This window comes from Klebsiella sp. K5-204 (assembly GCF_030128585.1).
GTDB lineage: Bacteria > Pseudomonadota > Gammaproteobacteria > Enterobacterales > Enterobacteriaceae > Klebsiella > Klebsiella quasipneumoniae.
Genome location: NZ_JAKUZS010000008.1, coordinates 130,412 through 152,688 on the forward strand (window position 1 = coordinate 130,412; position 22,277 = coordinate 152,688).

Consider the following 22,277-nt stretch of genomic DNA (forward strand, 5'->3'; position numbering starts at 1 on the left):
CCGGTCCGCGCCGTCGCGCGGGAAACCTGAGCCTGAAAAATAAAGTTACGAATCAACGCGTCGTCGGGCAAGGCTTCGGCGAAAAAGGGTGATATTTTGTCATACAGACTCACCTGCTGTTCACTTATCGCAAGGATCCCCACTATGTCTGGCCACAAGAAATACCTCTCTGTCGCCCTGCTGAGCGCTGTCTTACTGCCGGCGATGGCTTCTGCCGCTGACGCGCCGGCGACTTTCACCGCGGAACAGGAGGCGCAAATCGGCAAAATCGCCGCCGATTACCTGGTCGCCCACCCGGAAGTTCTCCTGCAGGCAAGCCAGAAACTGCAGCAAATTCAGGCTGAGCAGCAGGCCAGCGCGGCCACCCAGGCGGTGCTGAAGAATGCCGCCTTGCTGACCCAGGATAAAAATACCCCGACCTACGGCCCGGCCAACGGCAAAGTCACGGTGATTGAGTTCTTTGACTACCAGTGCGTCTACTGCAGCCGGCTGGCGCCGGTGATGGAGCAGGTGATTAAAGCGCATCCGCAGACCCGCTTCGCTTTTAAAGAGTGGCCTATCTTCGGCGGCCGCTGGGAAAGCTCGCTGGAAGCAGCGAAAACCGGCCTGCAGATCTATCAGCAGAAAGGGGCGGATGCCTATCTGGCCTACCATAACGGGATCTACGCCACCGGACATAACGAAGGCAAGCTGACGACGGCGGATATCCAGCAGCAGGCGAAGAAAGCCGGCTTTGATGCGAAGAAGGCCACCGACGTCGAACCGGTGCTGCAGAGCATTAACGACCTGGCGCAGGAGATTGGTCTCAGCGGCACGCCGGGCGTGATCGTGATGCCGACTACTGGCGCCACGGAAGCCAGCATCACCGTCTTCCCGGGGCTGGCGGATAAAGCCTCGCTCGAAGCCGCCATTAAAAAGGCCGGCGGCTGATCGGCGGCGTCGTTACCCAGTCAGGGCCGCCGAGGGCGGCCCTGCTATCATTCCTGATCCCTCTCCTCGGGCGGCGGCAGCGCGTGGCTTTTTAAATCAATAATCTGGCCAATGTGATCGTGGTAAACGGTCAGCAAATTATAGCGACTCATTTCGGAGATGATCTGCGGGGCGACGTTAAAGCTGCTGGCCAGCTCCTCATCTCGCAGGGTAAGCACCGCGGTGTGACGCCGGGTATGGGCGCGGCGTCGGTTATAGTGGTACCAGAGGATCAGCAACCAGCCGTTCAGCGCGGCAATCAATAAATACAACAGCGCCGTATTCAGGGAGTCCATCAACGATGACCAGCGCGGGGAGGGCGGCGCGATGAACTGCATCAGCAAATTGGCGTAGAGAAAGAACAGAAAACCGAGCCAGGCCAGCAGCGTTAAGCCGGCGTCCACCAGCCGGGGCAGCACGCGGTGTTCGGTTAAGATGAGCGTATTTTCATTCATCGCAGGCTTCCTTTTCCCCGGTCCGGGCTCACCCAGCGCGCGCGGGAACGTTGACGTTTCAACATCACTTTCGGAAAAGCGACCAGCGTGGTCAGCAGGCCGATCATCCAGTAAACCATCGGGAACCAGATCACCCAGAACAGGGATTTGGCGACCTTTTTCTCATAGCGCCGTTCGATATACAGGCTGGCGACGAACTGCAGCAGGCACATCAGGCCGAGCAGCATGCCGGTGAACTCAGGCGGAAACAGGCTGTGCACTGTCAGGTTGTCCGGCAATGGCATCAGGCGGCTGAGGATAAACAGCAGGATGGTGACCGCGTAGGCAAAGGCCCACAGCGTGGAGCAGGCATACTCCAGAAACAGCGGCCACATCCGATGATGCTGCCAGTGAAACAGGCGGCGCAGGTTGACCAGAAAGACTTCGGCCCCGCCCTGGGCCCAGCGCAGACGCTGCTTCCATAACCCTTTTAGGGTCTCAGGCATCAGGATCCAGCACAGCGCCCGCGGCTCGAAAAAGATGTCCCAGTGGCGGAGCTGAAGCTTCCAGCTGATATCAATATCTTCAGTGATCATATCCGGGCTCCAGTAGCCGACGTCCGCCAGGGCCTGACGCCGGAAGGCGGCGATCACGCCGGAGACAGTAAAGACCCGGCCATAGATCCGCTGCGTCCGCTTGATAAGGCCAATGATCGACGAGAACTCCCCTACCTGAATGCGGCCGATCAGCGTGGATCGGGTGCGGATCCGCGGATTGCCGGTGACCGCCCCGACGTGCGGGTAGTGGATCAGCGGGGCGACCAGCCAGGCCGCGGTATCCCGGTCCAGCAGGGCGTCGCCATCGATGCAGACCAGCAGATCGCCGCGCGCGGCGGCGGCGCCCGCTTTGAGCGCCACCGCTTTTCCCTGATTGGCGGCCAGGTGGATCACCCGCAGCCTTGGCTCCTCCTGCGCCAATTGCTGCAGCACCTGGGCGGTGTTGTCCGAAGAGCCGTCGTTAATCGCGATCACTTCGAGGTTGGCGTAACGCTGGGCCAGCGCCGCGCTGATGGTCTCCCGGGCGTTTTTCTCCTCGTTAAAGCAGGGGATCAGGATCGAGATCAGCGGATTGCCCGGCAGCGACGGCGGCGGGGTATCCTCCCCCCACGGCCAGTGGCGCTCCAGCTGGAACCAGAAGTACAAACCCCCGGTTATCCATAGTACCGACATAAACAGCGGCCAGAAAAAGACAAAGTCGAGGATAAGCTCGCCGGTAAACGCCGCTGCGACGCCTAACGGCAGCCCGAAAACGAGGCATAAAATGCACAATGCGATAATGCGATCAGTCATGGTCAGGGTACCACCAGGAAGAAAATTGCGGTCTGATACGGGAGATATCTGGCTGATTGTTAATGAAATCGTCTGGGTAGTAGCCGTAATTTTTGACGCCGTTTAGCCGCAGCAAATGCATCCAGTCCGCCAGCTGTTGGTCGGGAATGGCGTTGCGTTGGCGTCGGTTCCAGTCTCTGGCCTGTAGCTCAAAGATGGTTTTCTTCAGCGCGCCCGGGCGGCGGGCGACGGCCTGCACCAGCCGCGTCAGCCAGGCCTGGCTGGCGTCAATCGGCACGGACTCCATCAGCGGCATCGCCATGGGGACCGTCCAGTCATAGGCGGCAAGGAAGTCATCCAGATTTTGCGCAAACCAGGCTTCGCTCTGCGGCTCAAGGATCGGCAGGGCGAAGAGATTACGCGCCGTTTTTACCTGCGGGCCGCGGATGGCCTGCACCGACTGGCGCAGCTGCAGAGTGAAGCGGGTCAGGGTTTGGCTTTTGAAACGCATCCATGCCTGGCGCTCTTGCGGACTTTGGGGCACCGGGCCGGCATCGTGCGCCAGGCCACTCTGCCGCCAGGCGGCGACCGCCTCCGGGCTCACGTCTTCAAAATCGGTCAGCACGGCGTCGTCGTGGAACAGAATCCCGCTGAAGCTGGCGTGTCGGGCCAGATCCTCATAGATGTCGGTGATCTGCTGGCGAACCCGGGGATCCCAGGGTGACAGGCGGACATAGGGCTGACGGGCAAGTAACGCCTTCCCGGTTTGCGGATCCCAGCGCTGAACGCGCGGCAGATCGGACGAGAGATCGAAGGCCAGCACCGGCATCCAGGCATAAACCTTCACCCCGCCGCGGGTCTGTAGCTGCCAGGAGACGAAATTAAACAGGTCGGCGCGCATCGGCAGCCAGCGGTTGGGGAAATAGAGCGACTTGACCGTGCCGTCACCCTGCGGGTCGGAGAAGGCCTGCAGAAAGACGTGACTGATTTTCATGTCATAGACGCGCTGCACCAGCTTATCGATATTCTTTGCCTGCTGGACGGGATTGGGGTCATAGACATAGTCCAGATCCACATGCATCACCCGAACAGGATCGGCTTCCTGAATCTGGGTTACGGCGTTGGCAAAGGCCTTGATCGACGGGTTACCGGCGATCAGCATGCGCGGAATATTATCCAGATCCTTCACGTTGCCCAGGCCGTCGTTCAGCGTAAACGCCAGTTGATACCCCTGCTGTTTGGCGATGGCCAGGGTGCTGCCGCTGGCGGCGCCGTAGGGCCACACCCAGGCGCGCGGCGCTTTCCCGGCGACGTCGTGGATTTTCGCCGTCACTTTCTGCACGTCATCGGCCATTCGCCGGGTAAACTGCGCGTCGCTTTCATAGCGGCCGGTGGTTTTATCCCAGCCGCGGTTAGCGGCGGCGGGCTCGCGGCTGCCCTGCGGATTGGCCGGCAGGCCGTAGTGCGAGGCCCAGGTGTGCGCGCCGATCTCCACCAGCGGCGAGCGACTAAGCTCGCGCACCATCTCCCAGGTGGCGAAGCGATCGCGCGGCGTCATCAGGCCGCCAAAATTAACGGGCTGGTTGGCGGGGGTGTCCACCCAGCTGCCCACCGGCGCCCACAGCGCCGGAACGTTCCAGGCTTTAAGCAGCGGCCAGACGCGAGTATAAAAACTGCTATAGCCATCGTCGAAGCTGAGAAGAAAAGCCTTAGGCGGCAGCGGCTTAAGGCCATGATGCGCGTCCAGAATGTCCTGAACGCTCACGGCATGGTAGCCGTGATGCAGCAGCCAGGCGATCTGCTCATTAAGCGCGCTGGTACGCACCGAAAGGTAACGCTGGTCGGCGGCGTCGTCTTCGACGTCATGATAGGCCAGCACCAGAAAGCGATCCGCCGGCCAGGGGTTATTGGCCTCCAGCTGGGGTCGTTGCTGCGGGGCGAGGAAGGGGACCTCCTCAGCACGCACGCTGAAGATAAGGCACAGCCAGCCGAGAAGCATCAGGCCGTTGCGCAGGGTCGTGTTCAGCATGGTCATCCTTAAAACCGTATGTTTGCATCAACAGTGATAGCGAGGTTGTTTTCACGTTTACCGTCGTAGGGGCGTTTGTCCCAGTTCAGCATCACCCCGGCGTCGACGAGGTTGTTCCAGCGCAGACGCTGTCCGTAGCCCAGCGTCGTTATCGCGCTGGCGGCGTGATTTTTTTGCCAGTAGCTGCCGCCGCCGGCGAGTAGCTGCTGACTCCAGACGGTGTCATACCGCTGGTAAAGCGTGTGATCGACCGCCAGCGCCGCGGTGGCCGCGAGGTCGCGGGCCGGACTGTAATACGCGGTGTCGGTGCGGCTATTGGCGCTGGCCGACAGACCGGGCTGCAGATCCAGCGTTAGCCACGGGGTCTGCCAGAGGCGCTCTTTACCGGAGAGGGTGTACTCCTGACGACGGTTGTGGTCGGTAAAGCGGCTGGCGGCCGCGCTGACGCGGTACTCCCGGCGCTCGTTTTGATACCAGCGCAGCCAGCCTTCGCCGCGGTTGGCGCTGACGCCGTTGCGTAACGCGCGCAGCGGCGTCTGCTGCGAAATCCGCTCCAGCTCGCCGCCCAGCTGCCAGCGATCGTTGACATCGTGCGCGGCGGAGAGGCGGACGCCGGGCTTATTCTCGCCGTGAAAATTGACGCTGGAGAGTTCAAGTTCTCCCCAGGCGTCGCGCGGACGCCATTCAATACCGGCGAACAGCTGGCGACGGCTGCCTTTCCCCTCTTCAAAATTGCCTTGGGCAAAGCGGTGGCCGCCGAACAATCGCCAGCTGTCGGCTATCGGCGGGCTGTAGATCGCCGTCTCAAAACTGAGGTCGTGGGTACCGCTCACCGGGTTGTCGGAATGCAGCCCTTTGCCGACGCTCAGGCGCAGCTCGGAGAAATGATGGATGTCGCGGGCTCTGGCCAGGCGCTGGGTATTCAGATCCCGTGGCGAGCGGGCGATAACGTCGTCGGTCAGCAGATCCATCTGCCGCCACTCCTGCAGATCGAGGGCGACCCAGGCCTGTTGGCGCTCCAGCTGCAGGCTGGCGGGCTCCAGGGCTTCCGCCGCTTTCAGCTGGCGTTCGGCTGCCCGCGGCAGCCCTCTGTCCTGCAGCAGGGCGGCATAGTCGATCTGCAGCCCCTGGTTGCCGGGGGCCGTCGCCGCCAGGCGCTGCATGCGGGCTTCGGCCTGCGGCAGGGCGTTGGTGGCGGAGAGATAGTGCACGTTAAGCGACTGCGCGGTGAGCCAGTCGTCGTTCGGCTGGGGTGTCGGCGAGCCGTAGAGATGACGGATATAGGGCGCATTCCGGGTGAGTCGGGCGACATACCGTTGCGCCGCCGGGTACTGAGCGGTGTCCAGCAGGGCGAAGAAAAGCTCATGTTCTTCATTCTGTTGGCTCGTCAGCCACGAGGGATGCTGATGAATAAGCGTCAACGCAGGCTCAATCTGCTTAAGCGCGATATAAGAGGAGATAACCCAGCCGATGGCCCAGTCGGGAACCGCCTGCTGCTGCGCCATCAGGCTTTGGTATTCGCGGATAACCTGCGCGTAGTCTGCGTTGGCGTACAGCGCGCCCAGACGGTCAATGCGCGCCCGGGTGATGTCCGGGGCGGCCTGCGGGTCGGGACGCCAGGCGGCGATCATCGCGTCGTATTGCGCCAGCGCCGTGCGGGCCAGCGCGTAACGCGCCTTTTCTTCACGGGAAGGTGTATCGGCAAGGCGCACCAGTTCGGCGGCGGCGTTCAGCTGCAGGTTGCGCTTTTCCGCGGGCGTCAGTTCGACGTTATTCGCGAGGCCGAGGGCGGGGGAGTCGATCCGGTTGCGGGTCAGGGTCGCCATCAGGCTCGCCAGCGCGGCTTTATTCTGCGGTTCGCGATCGAGGATCTGCGTGTCCACCAGCAGCTGGTCCCAGCTCTTGCCAAGCCGCAGGTAGACATAAGAGAGGGTCTGCAGGTGGGCAATGCTCGCCTGCTCCGCCACCAGGCGACGCGCTTCTCTGAGCGCCTCGCCGTCCTTGCGGGCATCGGCCAGCGTCTTGATATAGCCGATACGATAGTCGTCACTGTCGGGGGCCTGGCTGAGAGCCTGCTGCCAGAGGAGGAGCGAGGCTTGCCACTGTTTCTGGTTGCGCATCGCCTGCGCCGCGGCGGCGGTGCCCCGTGCGGGAAGCGGCATATAGACCTGATAGCGTCGCCAGACTTTCACCACCTCGTCGTCCTGGCCGGCCCAGAGGGCTACCTGCAGCCAGTCTGCAACCTGAGAAGGGGTTAAGGCATGCCGCAGCTGGTATTGCTGAAGATATGAGAGAAAGGGGGCGTACTGGCCTTGACGCGCTTGCAGGATCTGCTGGTCATAGAGCGAGTCCGCTCCCTGAACCAGCGTCGGGAAGAGCAAAAGCACACCGATTGACAGCGAGAGTTTCGTGTTGCGATTAAACAATAACGTATTTGAATAAGGTGATCTTTCCATTTCTATTTGCCATATGTTCATCAAGAATCCATTGCACAACACGACCGTCCTTTGACGGTGAGTTAAAGGATGAGGATGGTCCCATTTAGCTGACTGGCACTGCGGGTGAATGACTTATTGCAAAGTAATAAACATATCTCCTGTGGATAATTGAATGGATAATTTATACCCGATACCGCAGCGGATAAATATGGTTAAATGACGAACTGCGTTTTAAGATAAATCTGTAAAAATGGTTTGATTCGAATCGCCATGTTGAAGCGAGTTCCTTTAACTTACTGAAATAAATAAAAAATGAAGTTGGCTGAAATTTTGTTTTAATTTTGTTGGGTGGCTTATATTGCAGTGAAGAGAAAGGTTTTTCATGGATATTTAAGATGATTTCTGACAAAAATTCTCAATAGCAAAAAAAGCATCTTTTCTGTGGGATTTTTTTATTTATAATTAATCCGTTTATTTTCTGTCCGCACCCAGGGAGGTTTTTCACAGCCAGATTCAGATGCCGCGCTAATGATAAATCACAGATCTCGTTATTTTTAACGCCATGCGGAGCGTTCCCCAGGGGCAAGGAAAACGTCTGGTTGACGAGAATTTGTTGATTAAATGTTAAAGGGAAGACTTGTGGCAAATTCAATGATATTAGTTACCCAGGATCACTATCTTTTTCAAGGAGTTAAGAATTTCTTTCCTGATATCATTCAGTTAGATTCTAGCGGAAAAACGATTTTAGATAATGAGGTTGATGAACTCTCTCTGCTGGTTGATAGCCGTTCGCCGCTTTGTCATTACGATTATCTGGTCATGGAGGCGGCACAATCCAGAAAGCGAATATGCTGTATTGTCCTCGATATGCGCCATCGGGAAGAGCATTTACTCAGTCTGAAATCGTTTTTAAACATGTCATTATCACCCGCTGATATGGCGACCTTATTTGGACTTTTTCTGGAGATGAAGAGCAAGCGGCTGACCAAAGAGTGGTTCGACAATCTGCGCTTAAGTATGACAGAGCAGCTGATGCTGCGTTTTCTTGGGTCGGGGATGACAATGGAGGAGGTGGCGGTGAATCTGAATACTTCGCTAAAAGGCCTTTACCGCAAGCGGACCGCGCTTTATGAGCGACTGGGGTTAGATAATTTTAATGAAGCCTGCTTATTTATCTTCAAAAATAAACTGCTGGACCAGTCCGGTCGATCGCCATAAGGCGTGGTTGTACAGGGAACAGGTGATATCGCAAGGTATGTGACGATGGAAATGTAATAAATTAAATAGATATTGATAGGTACAACCGTCGATACCAGTCGGTATCCAGGGCGGCGCCCGGCATATAATTCCGGAGCTCTTTGGAAGTAATTACCGCCATGGCGGTTTGCTATGCACAGCGATTATTATAATGATTATATTCCTTGCGCCGCAGAGGAATAGTTTTGTCATAAATTAACTCTACCATGGTATTCCGACTCACGCGTCGGAATACCATGAGATATCGTGAAAGCATCAGAGGAGCGAGGTGGATGAGAATAAGGGACAGTATTGCGGAGCGGTTAGAAGCCTGTGGGTTCTACCGTCGGGCGGCATCCAGATGGATTGAGGTGATGCAGCGTTGCCTGGACGATGAGGACCGAGAGTGGATCCGTCATCATCGCAATCAGTGTCTGAAAAAGGCGCAACGTCCGCCGGCGCCGAAAGAGGAGTTCGCTGATCTCCACCAGGCGGCAAAGGAGACGCAGTATCGCATGGGCATTGCGAAGCCCTATGGCGAAGCGTTCAGGCTGCCCGGCAAAGGAAAAACCGCCGCCGAGTAATACCTTTCTTCACTGCGTTTGCGCAGACGTTTCATTGACCCCCAGGCCCGCGCAAGCGCAGCGTCGCCGGGCGATATACATCAGACGCCGTACCCGCGGTTGTGCCGGGTGGCGGCATAAATGCCTTATCCGGCCTACGGGTCCTCCCACAGGTTCAAACAGCGTAGGCCCGCGCAAGCGCAGCGCCGCCGGGCGATATACATCAGACGCCGTACCCGCGGTTGTGCCGGATGGCGGCATAAATGCCTTATCCGGCCTACGGGTCCTCCCGCAGGCTCAAACAGCGCAGGCCCGCGCAAGCGCAGCGTCGCCGGGCGATATACATCAGACGCCGTACCCGCGGTTATGCCGGATGGCGGCATCAATGCCTTATCCGGCCTACGGCTCCTCCCGCAGGCTCAAACAGCGTAGGCCCGCGCAAGCGCAGCGCCGCCGGGCAGGGGATCATAGAGTGGAGTTCGATGAAAAAGTCCGGATGTAGAAAAGCAAAAACCCAGCCATAGGCTGGGTTCTCTGAATAAGTGGTGCCCGGACTCGGACTAACGCCGCAGGCGTTGAACAGCGCGCGTGTCGCGCTGGCCCCGAAGGGGTGAGCCGCTGTGCGGCGAATAATCGAACGCAGTTCGATGAAGAGTCCGGATGTAGAAAAGCAAAAACCCAGCCATAGGCTGGGTTCTCTGAATAAGTGGTGCCCGGACTCGGAATCGAACCAAGGACACGGGGATTTTCAATCCCCTGCTCTACCGACTGAGCTATCCGGGCAACGGGGCGCATTAAACCGTAATCCGCCCACCCCGTCAACCAAATTTCTTAAATTACTTGTCGATTGCTTATCTTTGCGGCAATTCCGCGTTCAAAGGCGCATTTTGACTCAATATCACTGCATGCCGTTATCGCCTTCACGGCTTTTCCAGCCGCTGGTGACGGAGATAACGTGGCGCAACCCGGAGATCAGGTAATCACCAATGACCTCTTCATCTTCCCGCGGCGAGCTCAGCGTAATTTCCGCATCCACACCGTGACGATAGGCGCCATGATGGCTGAAAATAGTGCCGATATAACATTTTCCGTTCAGCCAGACCGGAATATAGGCCACCGTCTCATAGATATAGTTAACGGCAACGCCGCTGTAATAGTTGTCCGCCTCGTCGGCGGAGGCGCCGGGCGGAATGGGGCAGATCGGCGCATCGTTGTCGCTGGCGGGTTTGTCTTTCAGCAGGTTGCCCTGCATCACCTCCAGCGAGCGCAGCAGATCCGCTTTATCGCCGTCGCTCAGGCTGGGGGTCAGCGGTTGGTCTTTCTCCGGGGAGCGGATGCTGTTCAGCGTATAGCGATAGCGAACCGTCACCGCGGGCGTCTGGCTGGCGGTGCTGAACGGGCGCAGCAGATAGAGATTATCTTCGCCAAACTGGCCGTTGTACCACAGGGCATAGACCTGGCCGTTGATTTTGACCCAGTGGTTCCATTGGTTAGCCCCGCGGCCATTGATCGAAAAGAGGGCGCCGGGCACCCCGGCATCGAAATCTTCGCCGTTATCACTGTCGCTATCGTTGACGGCGGCAAAATCATCATCGCCGCGCCGGAGTACCCCGGTGTAGCTGAAGAGCCCGGTGCCGCCCACGTAGCTGTCGATGATCAGATCGCGTTTGCCGTCGCCGTCGAGGTCGATAAGCGTAAAGTTGACTTTACCGTTTTCTGAATCTGCGCTAATTGCGGAGCGCAGAAACGCCTGCCACTCGTCATCGCTGATATCCGGGGACGGTTTGCTGGTCGTCACCAGGCTGTCATCGGCGTAAGTGAGCGTGAAGTCGGTAATATGGCCGGTTAACGGAAACTGCTCGGCGACCCGGTTCAGCGCCAGTTCCGGATCGCTTTTTTGCGCTTTCAGCACCGCGTTGTACAGCGTTCGCAGGGCCAGGTTATCCGCTTCTTTCTGCTGCTTCGGGATCACCTGGCTGACAAAGGTCGGCAGCATCCAGGTGCCGCCCGGGGTGATTTCCCGGCACATACCGGTGCTGTACTTCAGGCTGGGAACGAAGGTTTTACCCTCCCAGACGCGCGTCTCGCCGGTTACGCAGTCGGCCATGCCCCGCTCTTTGTGCAGGAAGACCAGCGTGCCGTTGGCGTAGCTGGAGGCCTCGGTAGTGAGCAGCCGCGGTTTGCTCAACTGGGCGTTATCGACCAGCCACAGGGCATAGCCATCGTTATAGGGCGCTCGCCAGCAGAGCGCCTGCGCCAGCGAATGGGTTTTATCCAGCGCGGTGAGGGTGATCTGGCGCTCTGCCGCCGGAATGGCCGGGTTCTGCCAGTCTTCACAGCGCTGGTTCAGCAGCGGCGTCAGGGCGGGCAACAGCTTCTGGCGCTGGAGCATGCTCAGCGGTACAGGTTGCGCGTTGTGGATCACCGGCGCGGCGATGATTTCCTGGGCGGGGGCAGCGGGCAAAATGGCATCGTCGCCCGCGTTGCCTTTATCCAGCAGCGCGTCGGCGGTGCCGGTTCGTCGCTGAAACGCATCCATTTTACTCAGCACCTCGCGGCTGCCGGCGCTGGAAAGCGGCAGGTGCTGGCCGTTAAGCGTGAATTCAATTTTGCGCTGGTTCGCCAGGGCCTGCAGCACGGCGGAGGTCTGATCGCTGTCCAGACGGAAGTGGCTGTCATCCACGGCATCCAGCGAGCCGAGGTCCCGGTCGTCGATCAGCAGGCTGGCGGTGGAGTCGGCGGGGATATCGTGTTCGATCTGCGCGAAGGTGACCGTGGCGGTGAGGTGCTGTTCGCTGCCGGCGTTGCGGGTCAACAGCACGCTGACCTCGCCCATGCGGGCGCCGTAACCCGCCGCCCGGCAGGTGCCAGTGTTATCGCAGGCGAGCTCCCAGTCTTTTTGCGCAAAGGAAAAACCTTGCAGGGGCGCCGCCAGCAGAGGTGTGGAGCACAGCCCCAGCCAGGCAGCCCAGAAGAACGCGCGCATATCAATCCCTGTCAGCAATCAGTGAGGGGGAAATTATAGGCGCGACGTGGCGGTTAGGATATCAGAATCAGGTTAAGGCCCCGCCCATACGGCACTGGGCGAAGCGCAGAATATCTTCTGCCAGCCGCCGCGCCGTATCGACATCCGTCTGGCTACGCTTGATCAGCAGACGGCTCAGACAGCCCTCGACAATCAGCTCCATCTGCTTGGCGACCATTTCCGGATCATCCACCTCCAGCTGGGTCAGCAGCTCATGGGTGTAGGCCAGCGAAGCCTGCTTCTGCTGTTCCGCCAGCTGGTGGATCGGGTGCTGGGCATCCGGATAGAAGGTGCAGGCGGCGATAAATAAACAGCCGGGGTAGCGCTGGTTGCTGACGCAGGTGGTAAGCGCGCTATAGCGCGCCAGCAGCTTTTGCTCTGCGCTTAAGGTGTCGTCCAGCAGCAGCTGACGGCGCCAGGCATCCACCTGGTGGCTCAGATAGCGAAGCGCGTCGTAGAGCAGCGCTTCGCGATCGGGCCAGAAGCGTTTCAGGTCGCTCGTCGGACAGGACACGCGCTCAGCGACCATCTCCAGCGACGTGTTGGCGATACCTTCAATTTCAAGAATTTTAATGGCTTCTGCCAGGACGTCTTCACGTAGCACGGTGTTCTCCTCCATCTTTCCTCCTAAAGTGTCGCTCACGCTTGCCAATCGCGCAAATGGGCGCTGAATGCCGCAGCATCCATAAAGCCGGTGACCCGCCGGTCGGGTTGTTCCTGGCCCTGCGCGTTGAAGAACAGGATCGTCGGCAGACCGAGCACCTGCAGGCGCTTCAGCAGCGCGGCGTCTTGCGGACTGTTTTTTGTCACATCAACCTGTAATAACACGACGCCTTTCAGCGCCTGCTGCACGTCAGGTGAACGAAAGGTGTATTTTTCAAACTCTTTGCAGGCTACACACCAGTCGGCGTAGAGATCGAGCATCACCGGCTGGCCTTTTGCCTGCGCCAGCGCCCGATCAAGCTCGGTTACCGAGCTGACGCGGGTGAAGGCCAGATGCGCCTGCTGCTCGAGCGCCGGGGCGCCAAACGCCCAGTCCTGCAGCGGACGGGCGCTGACCAGCGCGGCGGCAAGAAGAATGATTTGCGCCAGCCGCATCCACGACCGGGTCGCGCCCAGCGAGGTGATAAACGCCCAGCTGAAGAAGGCGACGCCAAGCATTGACCACAGACGTAATCCCCACTGGTCGCCAAGGATGCGCTCCAGCAGGAAAACGGGCAGAGCCAGGATCACGAATCCGAAGGCGGTCTTCACATGGCTCATCCACGGGCCGCTCTTCGGCAGCAGACGGTTGCCAAACACGGTGACGAGAATCAACGGCAGGCCCATGCCCAGCGCGTAGAGGTACAGCGTGCCGCCGCCCAGCCACAGATTACCGCTCTGGGCGATATATAACAGGATGGCGCTCAGCGGCGCAGTGGTGCAGGGGGAGCAGATCAGCCCGGCAATAGCGCCCATCGCAAAGACTCCGCCGGGCGAGCCGCCCTGGCGCTTATTGCTGAGCAGCGCCAGCCGCGTCTGCAGCGAGGAGGGCAGCTGTAGCGTGAACAGGCCGAACATGGAGAGCGCCAGCAGTATAAAGACTGCCGACAGACCCACCAGCACATACGGGTGCTGCAGGGCCGCCTGGAACTGCAGCCCGGCGGCGGCTACCACCAGCCCCAGCGCGGTATAGGTTAAGGCCATCCCCTGGACATAAATAAAGGCCAGCAGCAGGGCGCGCGCGGTGGAAAGCCGCTGTTTGCCGCCCAGCACGATGCCGGAAATCAGCGGATACATCGGCAGCACGCAGGGGGTGAAGGCGATACCAATGCCTATCAGCAGCGCCCACAGGGCGGTGAAAGGCAGGCGGGCGGGGGCGTCAGCGGGCGGCGCTGAGGCAGGCGCAGGTGAAGTGGCGACCTCCGGGACCGGACGCGGCTCAACCGGCAGCGGCGGGTTGAACGCCGGACGGCTGCTCGCCGGCGGCGCAGGGGCAATGGTGGTCGCCCGGCCATCTGCCGAAGCCGCCAGCACGGCGCTCAGCGGGATCACTTTGGTCTCCGGCGGATAACAGAATCCGGCATCGGCGCAGCCCTGCCAGGTGACGGTGAGGGTGGCGTCTTTGTCCGCCTGCTTCACCGTGACCGGGACGGTCAGGCGCTGACGAAAGATCTCGCTTTTGCCGTAAAACTCATCCTCATGCCACTCGCCCGCCGGCAGCGCCGGTTCGGCGATCGTCGCCCCGGCGGCGCGGAAGGTAAACTGTTGACGATAAAGATAGTAACCATCCTTGATTTGCCAGCTCAGGTTGAGGTCATGCTGTTGCTGCTGAAAGTCAAAGGCGAAGGCCTGGTCAGCAGGCACGAAGTTCGAGCGCCCCGGCGCGTCGAATAACCCGGCGGTGGCTGACGCGCTGCACAGCAGCAGGATCAGCGTAAAGATGCGGTAAGCCATGAGAGGTAATCGTTGTCTCCATACGTGACGGGCAGAACCAGCAGTTCAGGGGTTTGATACGGGTGGTGAGACTTCAGGCAGTCCAGCAGCGCTTGCTGATGGGCAAGATCGGTTTTGAGCAGCATCTGAACTTCATACTCCTGCTCCAGCTTCCCTTCCCAGTAATAGAGCGAGGTGGCGCCCGGCAGGAGCGTGGCGCAGGCGGCCAGCTTTTCGGCCAGCGCTTTTGCCGCCAGATCCTGGGCGGTCGCTTCATCCGGCGCGGTACAGAGCACAACAACAGCATCAGGCGTAGTCATCATGAACCTCGTATCAGCGAAAAGAGGCACTATAGCACGCAAGGTGGGGAGGATTAACGAAACGGGCCAGGATCTGGCCCGAATTTGAAGAGATTTACAGCATGATGCCGCCAAAAATAAACCCGAGGATCACGCACAGCGTAATGGCGATGACGCCGGGGATCAGGAAGGCGTGGTTGAAGACGTATTTACCGATGCGGGTGGAGCCGGTGTCATCCATTTCGACCGCCGCCAGCAGGGTGGGGTAGGTCGGCAGAACGAAAAGGGCGGAGACGGCGGCAAACGAGGCGATGGCAGTGAGAGGGCTCACGCCCAGCATCAGCGCGGCGGGCATCAGCGCTTTGGTGGTGGCCGCCTGCGAGTAGAGCAGCGTGGCGGCAAAGAACAGCACCACCGCCAGCAGCCACGGGTAGTTATGCAGCAGGTCGCCGGCCACGGCCTGGATATCGCTGATATGCGCTTTAACGAAGGTATCCCCCAGCCAGGCGACGCCGAGCACGCAGACGCAGGCGCTCATTCCGGACTTAAAGGTGCTGGCATTGAGCACTTCGCCGGTGTCGATTTTGCAGGTGATGCTGATCAGCGTGGCGATGGTCAGCATAAACACCACGATCGCCTCGTTACGCGGTAGTACCGGGTTTTTGATCAGACCGACGGTATCGCTGATGGCCGTGGCGTAGAACATCACCGCTACGATGCCGATCAGAAACAGCAGAACGGAACGTTTGGCGTGCGGCTTCAGCTCAAACACCTGGCTGCCGCGCAGTCTGACCTCACCCTTGGCCAGCCGCTCCTGGTAAACCGGGTCGTCTTTCAGTTCGCAGCCGAGAAAATTGCAGACGATAGCGGTGAGCATCACCGCCAGCAGGGTGACCGGAATACAGATGGCCAGCAGCATCAGGTAGCTAACGCCCAGCGGCTCCAGGATCCCGGCAAAGAACACCACCGCGGCGGAGATGGGCGAAGCGGTGATCGCTATCTGGGAGGCCACCACCGCAATCGACAGCGGACGGGACGGACGGATGCCTTGCTCTTTGGCCACTTCGGTGATCACCGGCAGCGTGGAGAAGGCGGTATGGCCAGTACCGGCGAGCACGGTCATAAACCAGGTCACCAGCGGGGCAAGGAAGGTAATATATTTCGGGTGGCGACGCAGCATCCGTTCGGCGAGGCTGACCAGGTAATCCATTCCGCCTGCGACCTGCATGGCGGCGATAGCGGCAATCACCGCCATAATGATTTCAATAACGTCGAAGGGGATCGCACCCGGTTTAATTTGAAAAATAAGCGTCAGGACAAGGACGCCAAGGCCACCGGCAAAGCCGATACCGATGCCGCCGAGCCGGGCGCCGAGATAAATCGCCAGCAGGACAATAACCAGTTCTGCACCAAACATATATGCCTTCCTTGTTTTTTAACAAGTTGATATTGGATTGTTGTATTTTAGTAAAACTAAAAAGCAAAAAGGCATGTCATCGCTGACATGCCTTTGAATGACTATCCGGAAAGATTACTGTTCGCTTTCATCGGTATAACGCTTCGCTTTATAAGCGGGATGCATCAGGTTTTGCGCGGAGAAAATGTCATCCAACTCCGCCGCCGTCAGCAGCCCACGTTCCAGCACCACTTCCCGCACGCTCTTCCCGGTTTCGGCGCAGATCTTGCCGACGATATCGCCATTGTGGTGGCCGATAAACGGGTTGAGGTAGGTGACGATGCCGATGGAGTTATAGACGTAACCTTCGCACACCGCTTTGTTGGCGGTAATGCCGTTGACGCATTTCTCCAGCAGGTTGTAGCAGGCGTTGGTCAGAATGTGGATAGACTCGAACATCGCCTGGCCGATCACCGGTTCCATCACGTTCAGCTGCAGCTGCCCGGCTTCTGAGGCCATGGTCACCGTGGTGTCGTTGCCGATCACTTTAAAGCAGACCTGGTTGACCACCTCCGGCACCACCGGGTTAACCTTCGCCGGCATAATAGAAGAGCCAGCCTGCAGCTCAGGCAGGTTAATTTCGTTGAGGCCCGCGCGCGGTCCGGAAGAGAGCAGGCGCAGGTCGTTACAGATCTTGGACAGTTTCACCGCCAGGCGTTTCAGCGAGCTGTGAACCATGACGTACGCCCCGCAGTCCGAGGTGGCTTCAATCAGATCTTCCGCCGGAACGACCGGTAAGTTGCTCACTTCCGCCAGCTTCTGCACCGCCAGCTGTTGATAACCGTCCGGGGTGTTGAGGCGTGTGCCGATGGCGGTTGCGCCAAGGTTCACTTCCAGCAGCAGCTCCGCGGTGCGCAGAATGCTTTTGGTCTCTTCATTGAGCAGCACATTGAAGGCATGGAACTCCTGACCGAGGGTCATCGGCACTGCGTCCTGCAGCTGGGTGCGGCCCATCTTGAGGATGTCCTGGAACTCCTCGGCTTTCGCCTGGAAACCTTCGCCCAGCTGCTTAATCGCATCGATTAACTTGAGGATAGAGGCATACACCGCAATGCGGAACCCGGTCGGGTAGGCATCGTTGGTGGACTGGCATTTGTTGACGTGATCGTTTGGGTTCAGGTACTGGTATTCGCCTTTCTGGTGGCCCATCAGCTCGAGGCCGATGTTTGCCAGGACTTCGTTGGTGTTCATGTTTACGGAGGTGCCGGCCCCGCCCTGGAAGACATCGACCGGGAACTGGTCCATGCATTTGCCGTTATTCAGGACTTCGTCACAGGCGGCGATAATCGCATTTGCCGCGCTTTTGGGAATGGTCTGCAGCTCCTTGTTCGCCAGCGCGGCGGCTTTCTTCACCATCACCATGCCGCGCACGAATTCTGGTATGTCGCTGATTTTGCTGTTGCTAATGTAGAAGTTTTCAATCGCTCGCAGAGTATGAACGCCGTAGTAAGCGTCCGCGGGAACTTCCCTGGTGCCCAACAGATCTTCTTCGATACGAATGTTGTTTAACATGTGAACCTTCTTTTCAAGCTGCCAATGAATTCACCAAATACACAGAATATCCAGGATTCAGTATATTTTCTGGCCGACGATTATTTCCTTAACCGGCCCGGTGCCCAAGATCATATGCTGATGATAGCGAATATCAGTAAGCTTGATCACTTATTACATCGCGGGTGTGAGAAGATTTATTAATCTGTGAAATGGGTCACCGCTTTCCTATTCCTGGAAAAAATAAGCATTTCCGCTGATTGAAAAGCCGCTCAGCATCCCCATCTTAATGGGATGCGATCAGCAAATTGATGACTACGGGGGCCGAATTCGGCGCCTGTCGATGAAGGAGACGCCGGTGCGTTGGATTCCGTTTATTGCCTTTTTTCTTTACGTTTACATTGAGATATCGATCTTTATCCAGGTCGCGCACGTGCTGGGCGTCTTTATGACGCTGATCCTGGTGATCTTTAGCTCGGTGGTGGGGATGTCGCTGGTGCGCAACCAGGGCTTCAAAAACTTCCTGCTGATGCAGCAGAAGATGGCCGCGGGCGAGAGCCCGGCGGCGGAGATGATCAAGAGCGTCTCGCTGATTATCGCTGGCCTGCTGCTGTTGATCCCGGGGTTCTTTACCGACTTCCTCGGCCTGCTGCTGCTTTTGCCCCCGGTGCAGAAGCACCTGACGATGAAGCTGATGCCGCATTTGCGCTTCAGCCGGATGCCGGGTGGCGGCTTTAGCGCCGGGACTGGCGGCGGAGAGATCTTCGAAGGGGAATACCAGCGCAAGGATGAACAGCGCGACCGTCTGGACCACAAGGACGATCGCCGCGATTAACGTTTATCGGCCCGGTCTGCAGACGCGACCGGGCCGCTTTCTTTTTGCGCCTATGCGCTTCCTGTCGCCAGCTTACGTCTCGGTAAAAACAACCACAGCACCGCCAGCATCACCAGCGCGTACAGACTCTTCCAGCCGACCATCGCCAGCAGCAGCAGACAGAGAATGCTGCCCACCGCCGCCAGCAGCCGATAGCGCCCGCGCAGCAAACGACAGCCCGCCAGCATGCACAGCAGATAGATCATGATGAAAATGCCGTTGGCATAGACGATCAGCGCGTCCAGATTGATATCGAGAAAATAGATACACAAGGTGCTGACCACGCAGGAGCCCAGCACGGCGTTGAGGGCGTTGCGTGGGATCTGCCGCGGCGACAGCCTCGCGAGGTAGCTCTGTGGCTTATGCTGCGCCTGCGACCAGACCAGGCGGGCGAAGCTCTGAATATAGATGTTGAGGCTGGCGAAACAGGCGAGGTAACCGATGACGCAGGCCACCCACAGCGCTTCGACGCCGAACAGGCGGACCACGATATTCGGTAATGACGCCGCCGCCGCCATCTCCACGCCAAAGGCGTGGAAGTGCAACACCAGCACGGTGCAGGCCCAGTAGACCGAACCGGCAAGCAGCAGGCCTATCATCAGCGCGCGAGGAAAATCGCGCTCGGGGTGTTTAAACTCCGAGGCGAGGTGGGCAAAGGCTTCCAGGCCGACAAAGCACCAGAACATCACCGACAGCGCGGAGAAGAGCTGGCCGCGGTCGATCTCCGCCGGGGCGGGGAAGGGGATCTGCGCCGGACTTATCCCGCCGCGCCACCAGACGGCGACAATCAGCGCCACGATCAGCACGGCAACCAGCGTCTGCAGGTTGGCGCTGGAGCTGGCGCCACGTGAACCGATCCACCAGACGATGGCCAGGGTACCCAGCTCCGCCAGCAGCAGCTGCGCATCATGCCAGCCGAACAGCGCCTGGCCGAAGCCGGTGGCGATGTGCAGGGCGGCGGGGAGTCCGACCGGGATAACCGATAAAAACAGCCAGCCGGTGACGCTGGCCAGACGTGGGCCAAAGGCCATATCGACAAAGTGGGCCACGCCGCCCGCGCTGGGGAAATGGCGGCCCAGCAGGGCGAAGACGATGGCAATCGGAAAAACAAGAAGGATAAGCAACGGCCATGCCCACAGGCTGTTATCGCCAGCGACCAGCGCCGCCAGCGCCGGAACGGCGAAAACGCCGGTGCCCAGCAGTGAGGTGGAAAGCAACCCGACTCCCTGTCCCAGCCCTAACTCCTGTTTTAAACCACTCATGATTCCATCCTGCGCCAGTGAAAAGAAAGAGAGTATCACAATCGCTTTTCCTTATGACCGGTTGCCCGGTGGCGCCGCTTTTTGCGCGCCAGCGCAAAGGTAAAAATTTTTTTTTAATTTTGCCCTTGAAGCGGGAAATGGCCATCCCCATCTCTCTCTGCACTAGCCGGTAAACCGCGTTCGGCCCGGCGTCACCCATAACTGATAATGACTTTCTCGAAGGAGAGCTATCAATGAGTATTCGTCCGTTACATGATCGTGTGATCGTCAAACGTAAAGAAGTTGAAACCAAATCTGCGGGCGGCATCGTTCTGACCGGTTCTGCAGCAGCTAAGTCAACGCGTGGCGAAATCATCGCTGTCGGTAAAGGCCGCATCCTGGAAAACGGGACCGTGCAGCCGCTGGACGTTAAAGTTGGTGACATCGTGATTTTCAACGATGGCTACGGCGTGAAGACTGAGAAGATTGACAACGAAGAAGTGCTGATCATGTCCGAAAGCGACATCCTGGCAATTGTTGAAGCTTAATTCGCACGACCCTGAACGAATTTGAGGAATATAAGAAATGGCAGCAAAAGACGTAAAATTCGGTAACGACGCTCGTGTAAAAATGCTGCGCGGCGTAAACGTACTGGCAGATGCAGTTAAAGTGACCCTGGGCCCGAAAGGCCGTAACGTGGTTCTGGACAAATCCTTCGGCGCGCCGACCATCACCAAAGATGGTGTTTCCGTTGCACGTGAAATCGAGCTGGAAGACAAGTTCGAAAACATGGGCGCGCAGATGGTGAAAGAAGTTGCCTCTAAAGCGAACGACGCGGCAGGCGACGGTACCACCACCGCAACCGTACTGGCGCAGGCTATCGTGAACGAAGGCCTGAAAGCGGTTGCTGCGGGCATGAACCCGATGGATCTGAAACGTGGTATCGACAAAGCTGTCGTTGCCGCTGTTGAAGAACTGAAAGCGCTGTCCGTTCCGTGCTCTGACTCCAAAGCTATCGCTCAGGTAGGTACCATCTCCGCTAACTCCGACGAAACCGTCGGTAAACTGATCGCGGAAGCGATGGATAAAGTTGGCAAAGAAGGCGTGATCACCGTTGAAGACGGTACCGGTCTGGAAGACGAACTGGACGTGGTTGAAGGTATGCAGTTCGACCGCGGCTACCTGTCTCCGTACTTCATCAACAAGCCGGACACCGGCGCCGTTGAGCTGGAAAGCCCGTTCATCCTGCTTGCTGACAAAAAAATCTCCAACATCCGCGAAATGCTGCCGGTTCTGGAAGCCGTAGCGAAAGCTGGCAAACCGCTGGTTATCATCGCTGAAGACGTTGAAGGCGAAGCGCTGGCGACCCTGGTGGTTAACACCATGCGCGGCATCGTGAAAGTGGCTGCGGTGAAAGCGCCGGGCTTCGGCGACCGTCGTAAAGCCATGCTGCAGGATATCGCGACGCTGACTGGCGGTACCGTTATCTCTGAAGAGATCGGTATGGAGCTGGAAAAAGCGACTCTGGAAGACCTGGGCCAGGCGAAACGCGTGGTTATCAACAAAGACACCACCACCATCATCGATGGCGTTGGCGAAGAATCCGCAATCCAGGGCCGCGTTGCTCAGATCCGTAAGCAGATCGAAGAAGCAACCTCCGACTACGACCGTGAAAAACTGCAGGAACGTGTCGCTAAACTGGCTGGCGGCGTTGCCGTAATCAAAGTCGGCGCGGCAACCGAAGTTGAAATGAAAGAGAAAAAAGCACGCGTCGACGATGCCCTGCACGCCACTCGTGCTGCGGTTGAAGAAGGCGTGGTGGCTGGCGGCGGCGTAGCGCTGGTTCGCGTTGCAGCGAAACTCGCTGGCCTGACCGGTCAGAACGAAGATCAGAACGTCGGTATCAAAGTTGCGCTGCGCGCAATGGAAGCGCCGCTGCGTCAGATCGTGTCCAACGCCGGTGAAGAGCCGTCTGTTGTGGCGAACAACGTGAAAGCCGGCGACGGTAACTACGGTTACAACGCGGCAACTGAAGAATACGGCAACATGATCGACTTCGGTATCCTGGACCCAACCAAAGTCACCCGTTCTGCACTGCAGTACGCGGCTTCCGTGGCTGGCCTGATGATCACCACCGAGTGCATGGTGACCGACCTGCCGAAAGGCGATGCGCCTGATTTAGGTGCTGCTGGCGGTATGGGCGGCATGGGCGGTATGGGCGGCATGATGTAATCGTGCGCTCTACGGCATAAAAAAGCAGAAACCCCTGGCCAGTAATGGCTGGGGGTTTTTCTTTTGGCGCGCTTTTTAGTATAAGGCTTATACATAAAAATCATTTAAGCTGCATCAGAGCGGCAAGCACCTCCGTATCGGAAGCGACTAACTAGCGCGACCGGCTAAGGAATGAAAGCGGCTCATGCCGACGCAGTTTGAAGGATGACAGGTTTACATCCGGGCCAGTGCGTCCAGCTCATCGATC

Annotated in this window: 17 protein-coding genes and 1 tRNA gene; 6 read left to right on the forward strand and 12 right to left on the reverse strand. The window is 58.5% G+C overall.

Annotated elements, in window-relative coordinates; translation table 11 throughout:
- The first annotated feature begins 144 nt into the window (after positions 1 to 144).
- The gene (locus MKR05_RS20910; protein ID WP_023291680.1) at positions 145 to 930 is read left to right on the forward strand and encodes a DsbA family protein; all 786 of its coding nucleotides are present in this window, start codon (positions 145 to 147) and stop codon (positions 928 to 930) included.
- A gap of 47 nt (positions 931 to 977) precedes the next feature.
- On the opposite strand, the gene pgaD is transcribed toward MKR05_RS20910, so the two are convergent.
- From pgaD to pgaA, 4 genes are read right to left on the reverse strand one after another with little or no spacing between them, the layout of a single operon-like run.
- The gene (gene pgaD / locus MKR05_RS20915) at positions 978 to 1,424 is read right to left on the reverse strand and encodes a poly-beta-1,6-N-acetyl-D-glucosamine biosynthesis protein PgaD (protein ID WP_048296453.1); all 447 of its coding nucleotides are present in this window, start codon (positions 1,422 to 1,424) and stop codon (positions 978 to 980) included.
- The gene (pgaC, locus tag MKR05_RS20920; protein ID WP_004206396.1) at positions 1,421 to 2,752 is read right to left on the reverse strand and encodes a poly-beta-1,6-N-acetyl-D-glucosamine synthase; all 1,332 of its coding nucleotides are present in this window, start codon (positions 2,750 to 2,752) and stop codon (positions 1,421 to 1,423) included. The genes pgaD and pgaC overlap by 4 nt, the downstream gene beginning before the upstream one ends.
- Positions 2,745 to 4,760 (reverse strand): poly-beta-1,6-N-acetyl-D-glucosamine N-deacetylase PgaB, encoded by a 2,016-nt coding sequence (gene pgaB, locus MKR05_RS20925; RefSeq protein WP_048298617.1) that lies wholly within the window; start codon positions 4,758 to 4,760, stop codon positions 2,745 to 2,747. Before pgaB ends, pgaC begins: the two co-directional genes overlap by 8 nt.
- 8 nt (positions 4,761 to 4,768) lie before the next feature.
- Positions 4,769 to 7,216 (reverse strand): poly-beta-1,6 N-acetyl-D-glucosamine export porin PgaA, encoded by a 2,448-nt coding sequence (pgaA, locus tag MKR05_RS20930; protein WP_167879027.1) that lies wholly within the window; start codon positions 7,214 to 7,216, stop codon positions 4,769 to 4,771.
- Between the two features lie 633 nt (positions 7,217 to 7,849).
- Between pgaA and MKR05_RS20935 the strand changes: the two genes are divergently transcribed.
- On the forward strand, positions 7,850 to 8,416 hold the full coding sequence (locus MKR05_RS20935; RefSeq protein ID WP_048298618.1) for a LuxR family transcriptional regulator: 567 nt from the start codon (positions 7,850 to 7,852) through the stop codon (positions 8,414 to 8,416).
- A gap of 311 nt (positions 8,417 to 8,727) precedes the next feature.
- Positions 8,728 to 9,018, forward strand: a complete 291-nt coding sequence (locus tag MKR05_RS20940) for a PerC family transcriptional regulator (protein ID WP_048296455.1) — start codon at positions 8,728 to 8,730, stop codon at positions 9,016 to 9,018.
- A gap of 686 nt (positions 9,019 to 9,704) precedes the next feature.
- On the opposite strand, the gene MKR05_RS20945 is transcribed toward MKR05_RS20940, so the two are convergent.
- The 7 genes from MKR05_RS20945 to aspA form a co-directional block, all read right to left on the reverse strand.
- A tRNA-Phe gene (locus MKR05_RS20945) sits at positions 9,705 to 9,780 on the reverse strand.
- A gap of 115 nt (positions 9,781 to 9,895) precedes the next feature.
- Positions 9,896 to 11,983 carry a DUF1176 domain-containing protein gene (locus MKR05_RS20950; protein WP_044525170.1) on the reverse strand — a complete coding sequence of 696 codons (2,088 nt, stop codon included), beginning with the start codon at positions 11,981 to 11,983 and terminating at the stop codon, positions 9,896 to 9,898.
- Between the two features lie 67 nt (positions 11,984 to 12,050).
- Positions 12,051 to 12,626 carry a transcriptional regulator gene (locus MKR05_RS20955; RefSeq protein WP_032429251.1) on the reverse strand — a complete coding sequence of 192 codons (576 nt, stop codon included), beginning with the start codon at positions 12,624 to 12,626 and terminating at the stop codon, positions 12,051 to 12,053.
- A 35-nt stretch (positions 12,627 to 12,661) separates the two neighbouring features.
- Positions 12,662 to 14,458 (reverse strand): protein-disulfide reductase DsbD, encoded by a 1,797-nt coding sequence (locus tag MKR05_RS20960; RefSeq protein WP_048296456.1) that lies wholly within the window; start codon positions 14,456 to 14,458, stop codon positions 12,662 to 12,664.
- Positions 14,434 to 14,757, reverse strand: a complete 324-nt coding sequence (gene cutA / locus MKR05_RS20965; protein ID WP_004206404.1) for a divalent cation tolerance protein CutA — start codon at positions 14,755 to 14,757, stop codon at positions 14,434 to 14,436. Before cutA ends, MKR05_RS20960 begins: the two co-directional genes overlap by 25 nt.
- A 94-nt stretch (positions 14,758 to 14,851) precedes the next feature.
- Positions 14,852 to 16,153, reverse strand: a complete 1,302-nt coding sequence (locus MKR05_RS20970; protein ID WP_023291690.1) for an anaerobic C4-dicarboxylate transporter — start codon at positions 16,151 to 16,153, stop codon at positions 14,852 to 14,854.
- Positions 16,154 to 16,267: 114 nt separating this feature from the next.
- Positions 16,268 to 17,704 (reverse strand): aspartate ammonia-lyase, encoded by a 1,437-nt coding sequence (gene aspA / locus MKR05_RS20975; RefSeq protein ID WP_004177762.1) that lies wholly within the window; start codon positions 17,702 to 17,704, stop codon positions 16,268 to 16,270.
- A gap of 337 nt (positions 17,705 to 18,041) precedes the next feature.
- Between aspA and MKR05_RS20980 the strand changes: the two genes are divergently transcribed.
- The gene (locus MKR05_RS20980; RefSeq protein ID WP_048296457.1) at positions 18,042 to 18,518 is read left to right on the forward strand and encodes an FxsA family protein; all 477 of its coding nucleotides are present in this window, start codon (positions 18,042 to 18,044) and stop codon (positions 18,516 to 18,518) included.
- 50 nt (positions 18,519 to 18,568) lie between these two features.
- Here MKR05_RS20980 and yjeH read toward each other — a convergent pair whose 3' ends face one another.
- Complete coding sequence (gene yjeH / locus MKR05_RS20985; RefSeq protein ID WP_048296458.1) at positions 18,569 to 19,819, reverse strand: L-methionine/branched-chain amino acid transporter; 1,251 nt, start codon at positions 19,817 to 19,819, stop codon at positions 18,569 to 18,571.
- 233 nt (positions 19,820 to 20,052) lie between these two features.
- On the opposite strand from yjeH, the gene MKR05_RS20990 reads away from it, so the two are divergent.
- Positions 20,053 to 20,346 carry a co-chaperone GroES gene (locus MKR05_RS20990; RefSeq protein WP_004152420.1) on the forward strand — a complete coding sequence of 98 codons (294 nt, stop codon included), beginning with the start codon at positions 20,053 to 20,055 and terminating at the stop codon, positions 20,344 to 20,346.
- A 37-nt stretch (positions 20,347 to 20,383) separates the two neighbouring features.
- A complete protein-coding gene (groL, locus tag MKR05_RS20995) occupies positions 20,384 to 22,030 on the forward strand; it encodes a chaperonin GroEL (protein WP_023291693.1) in 1,647 nt (548 codons plus the stop codon).
- Positions 22,031 to 22,277 lie beyond the last annotated feature (247 nt).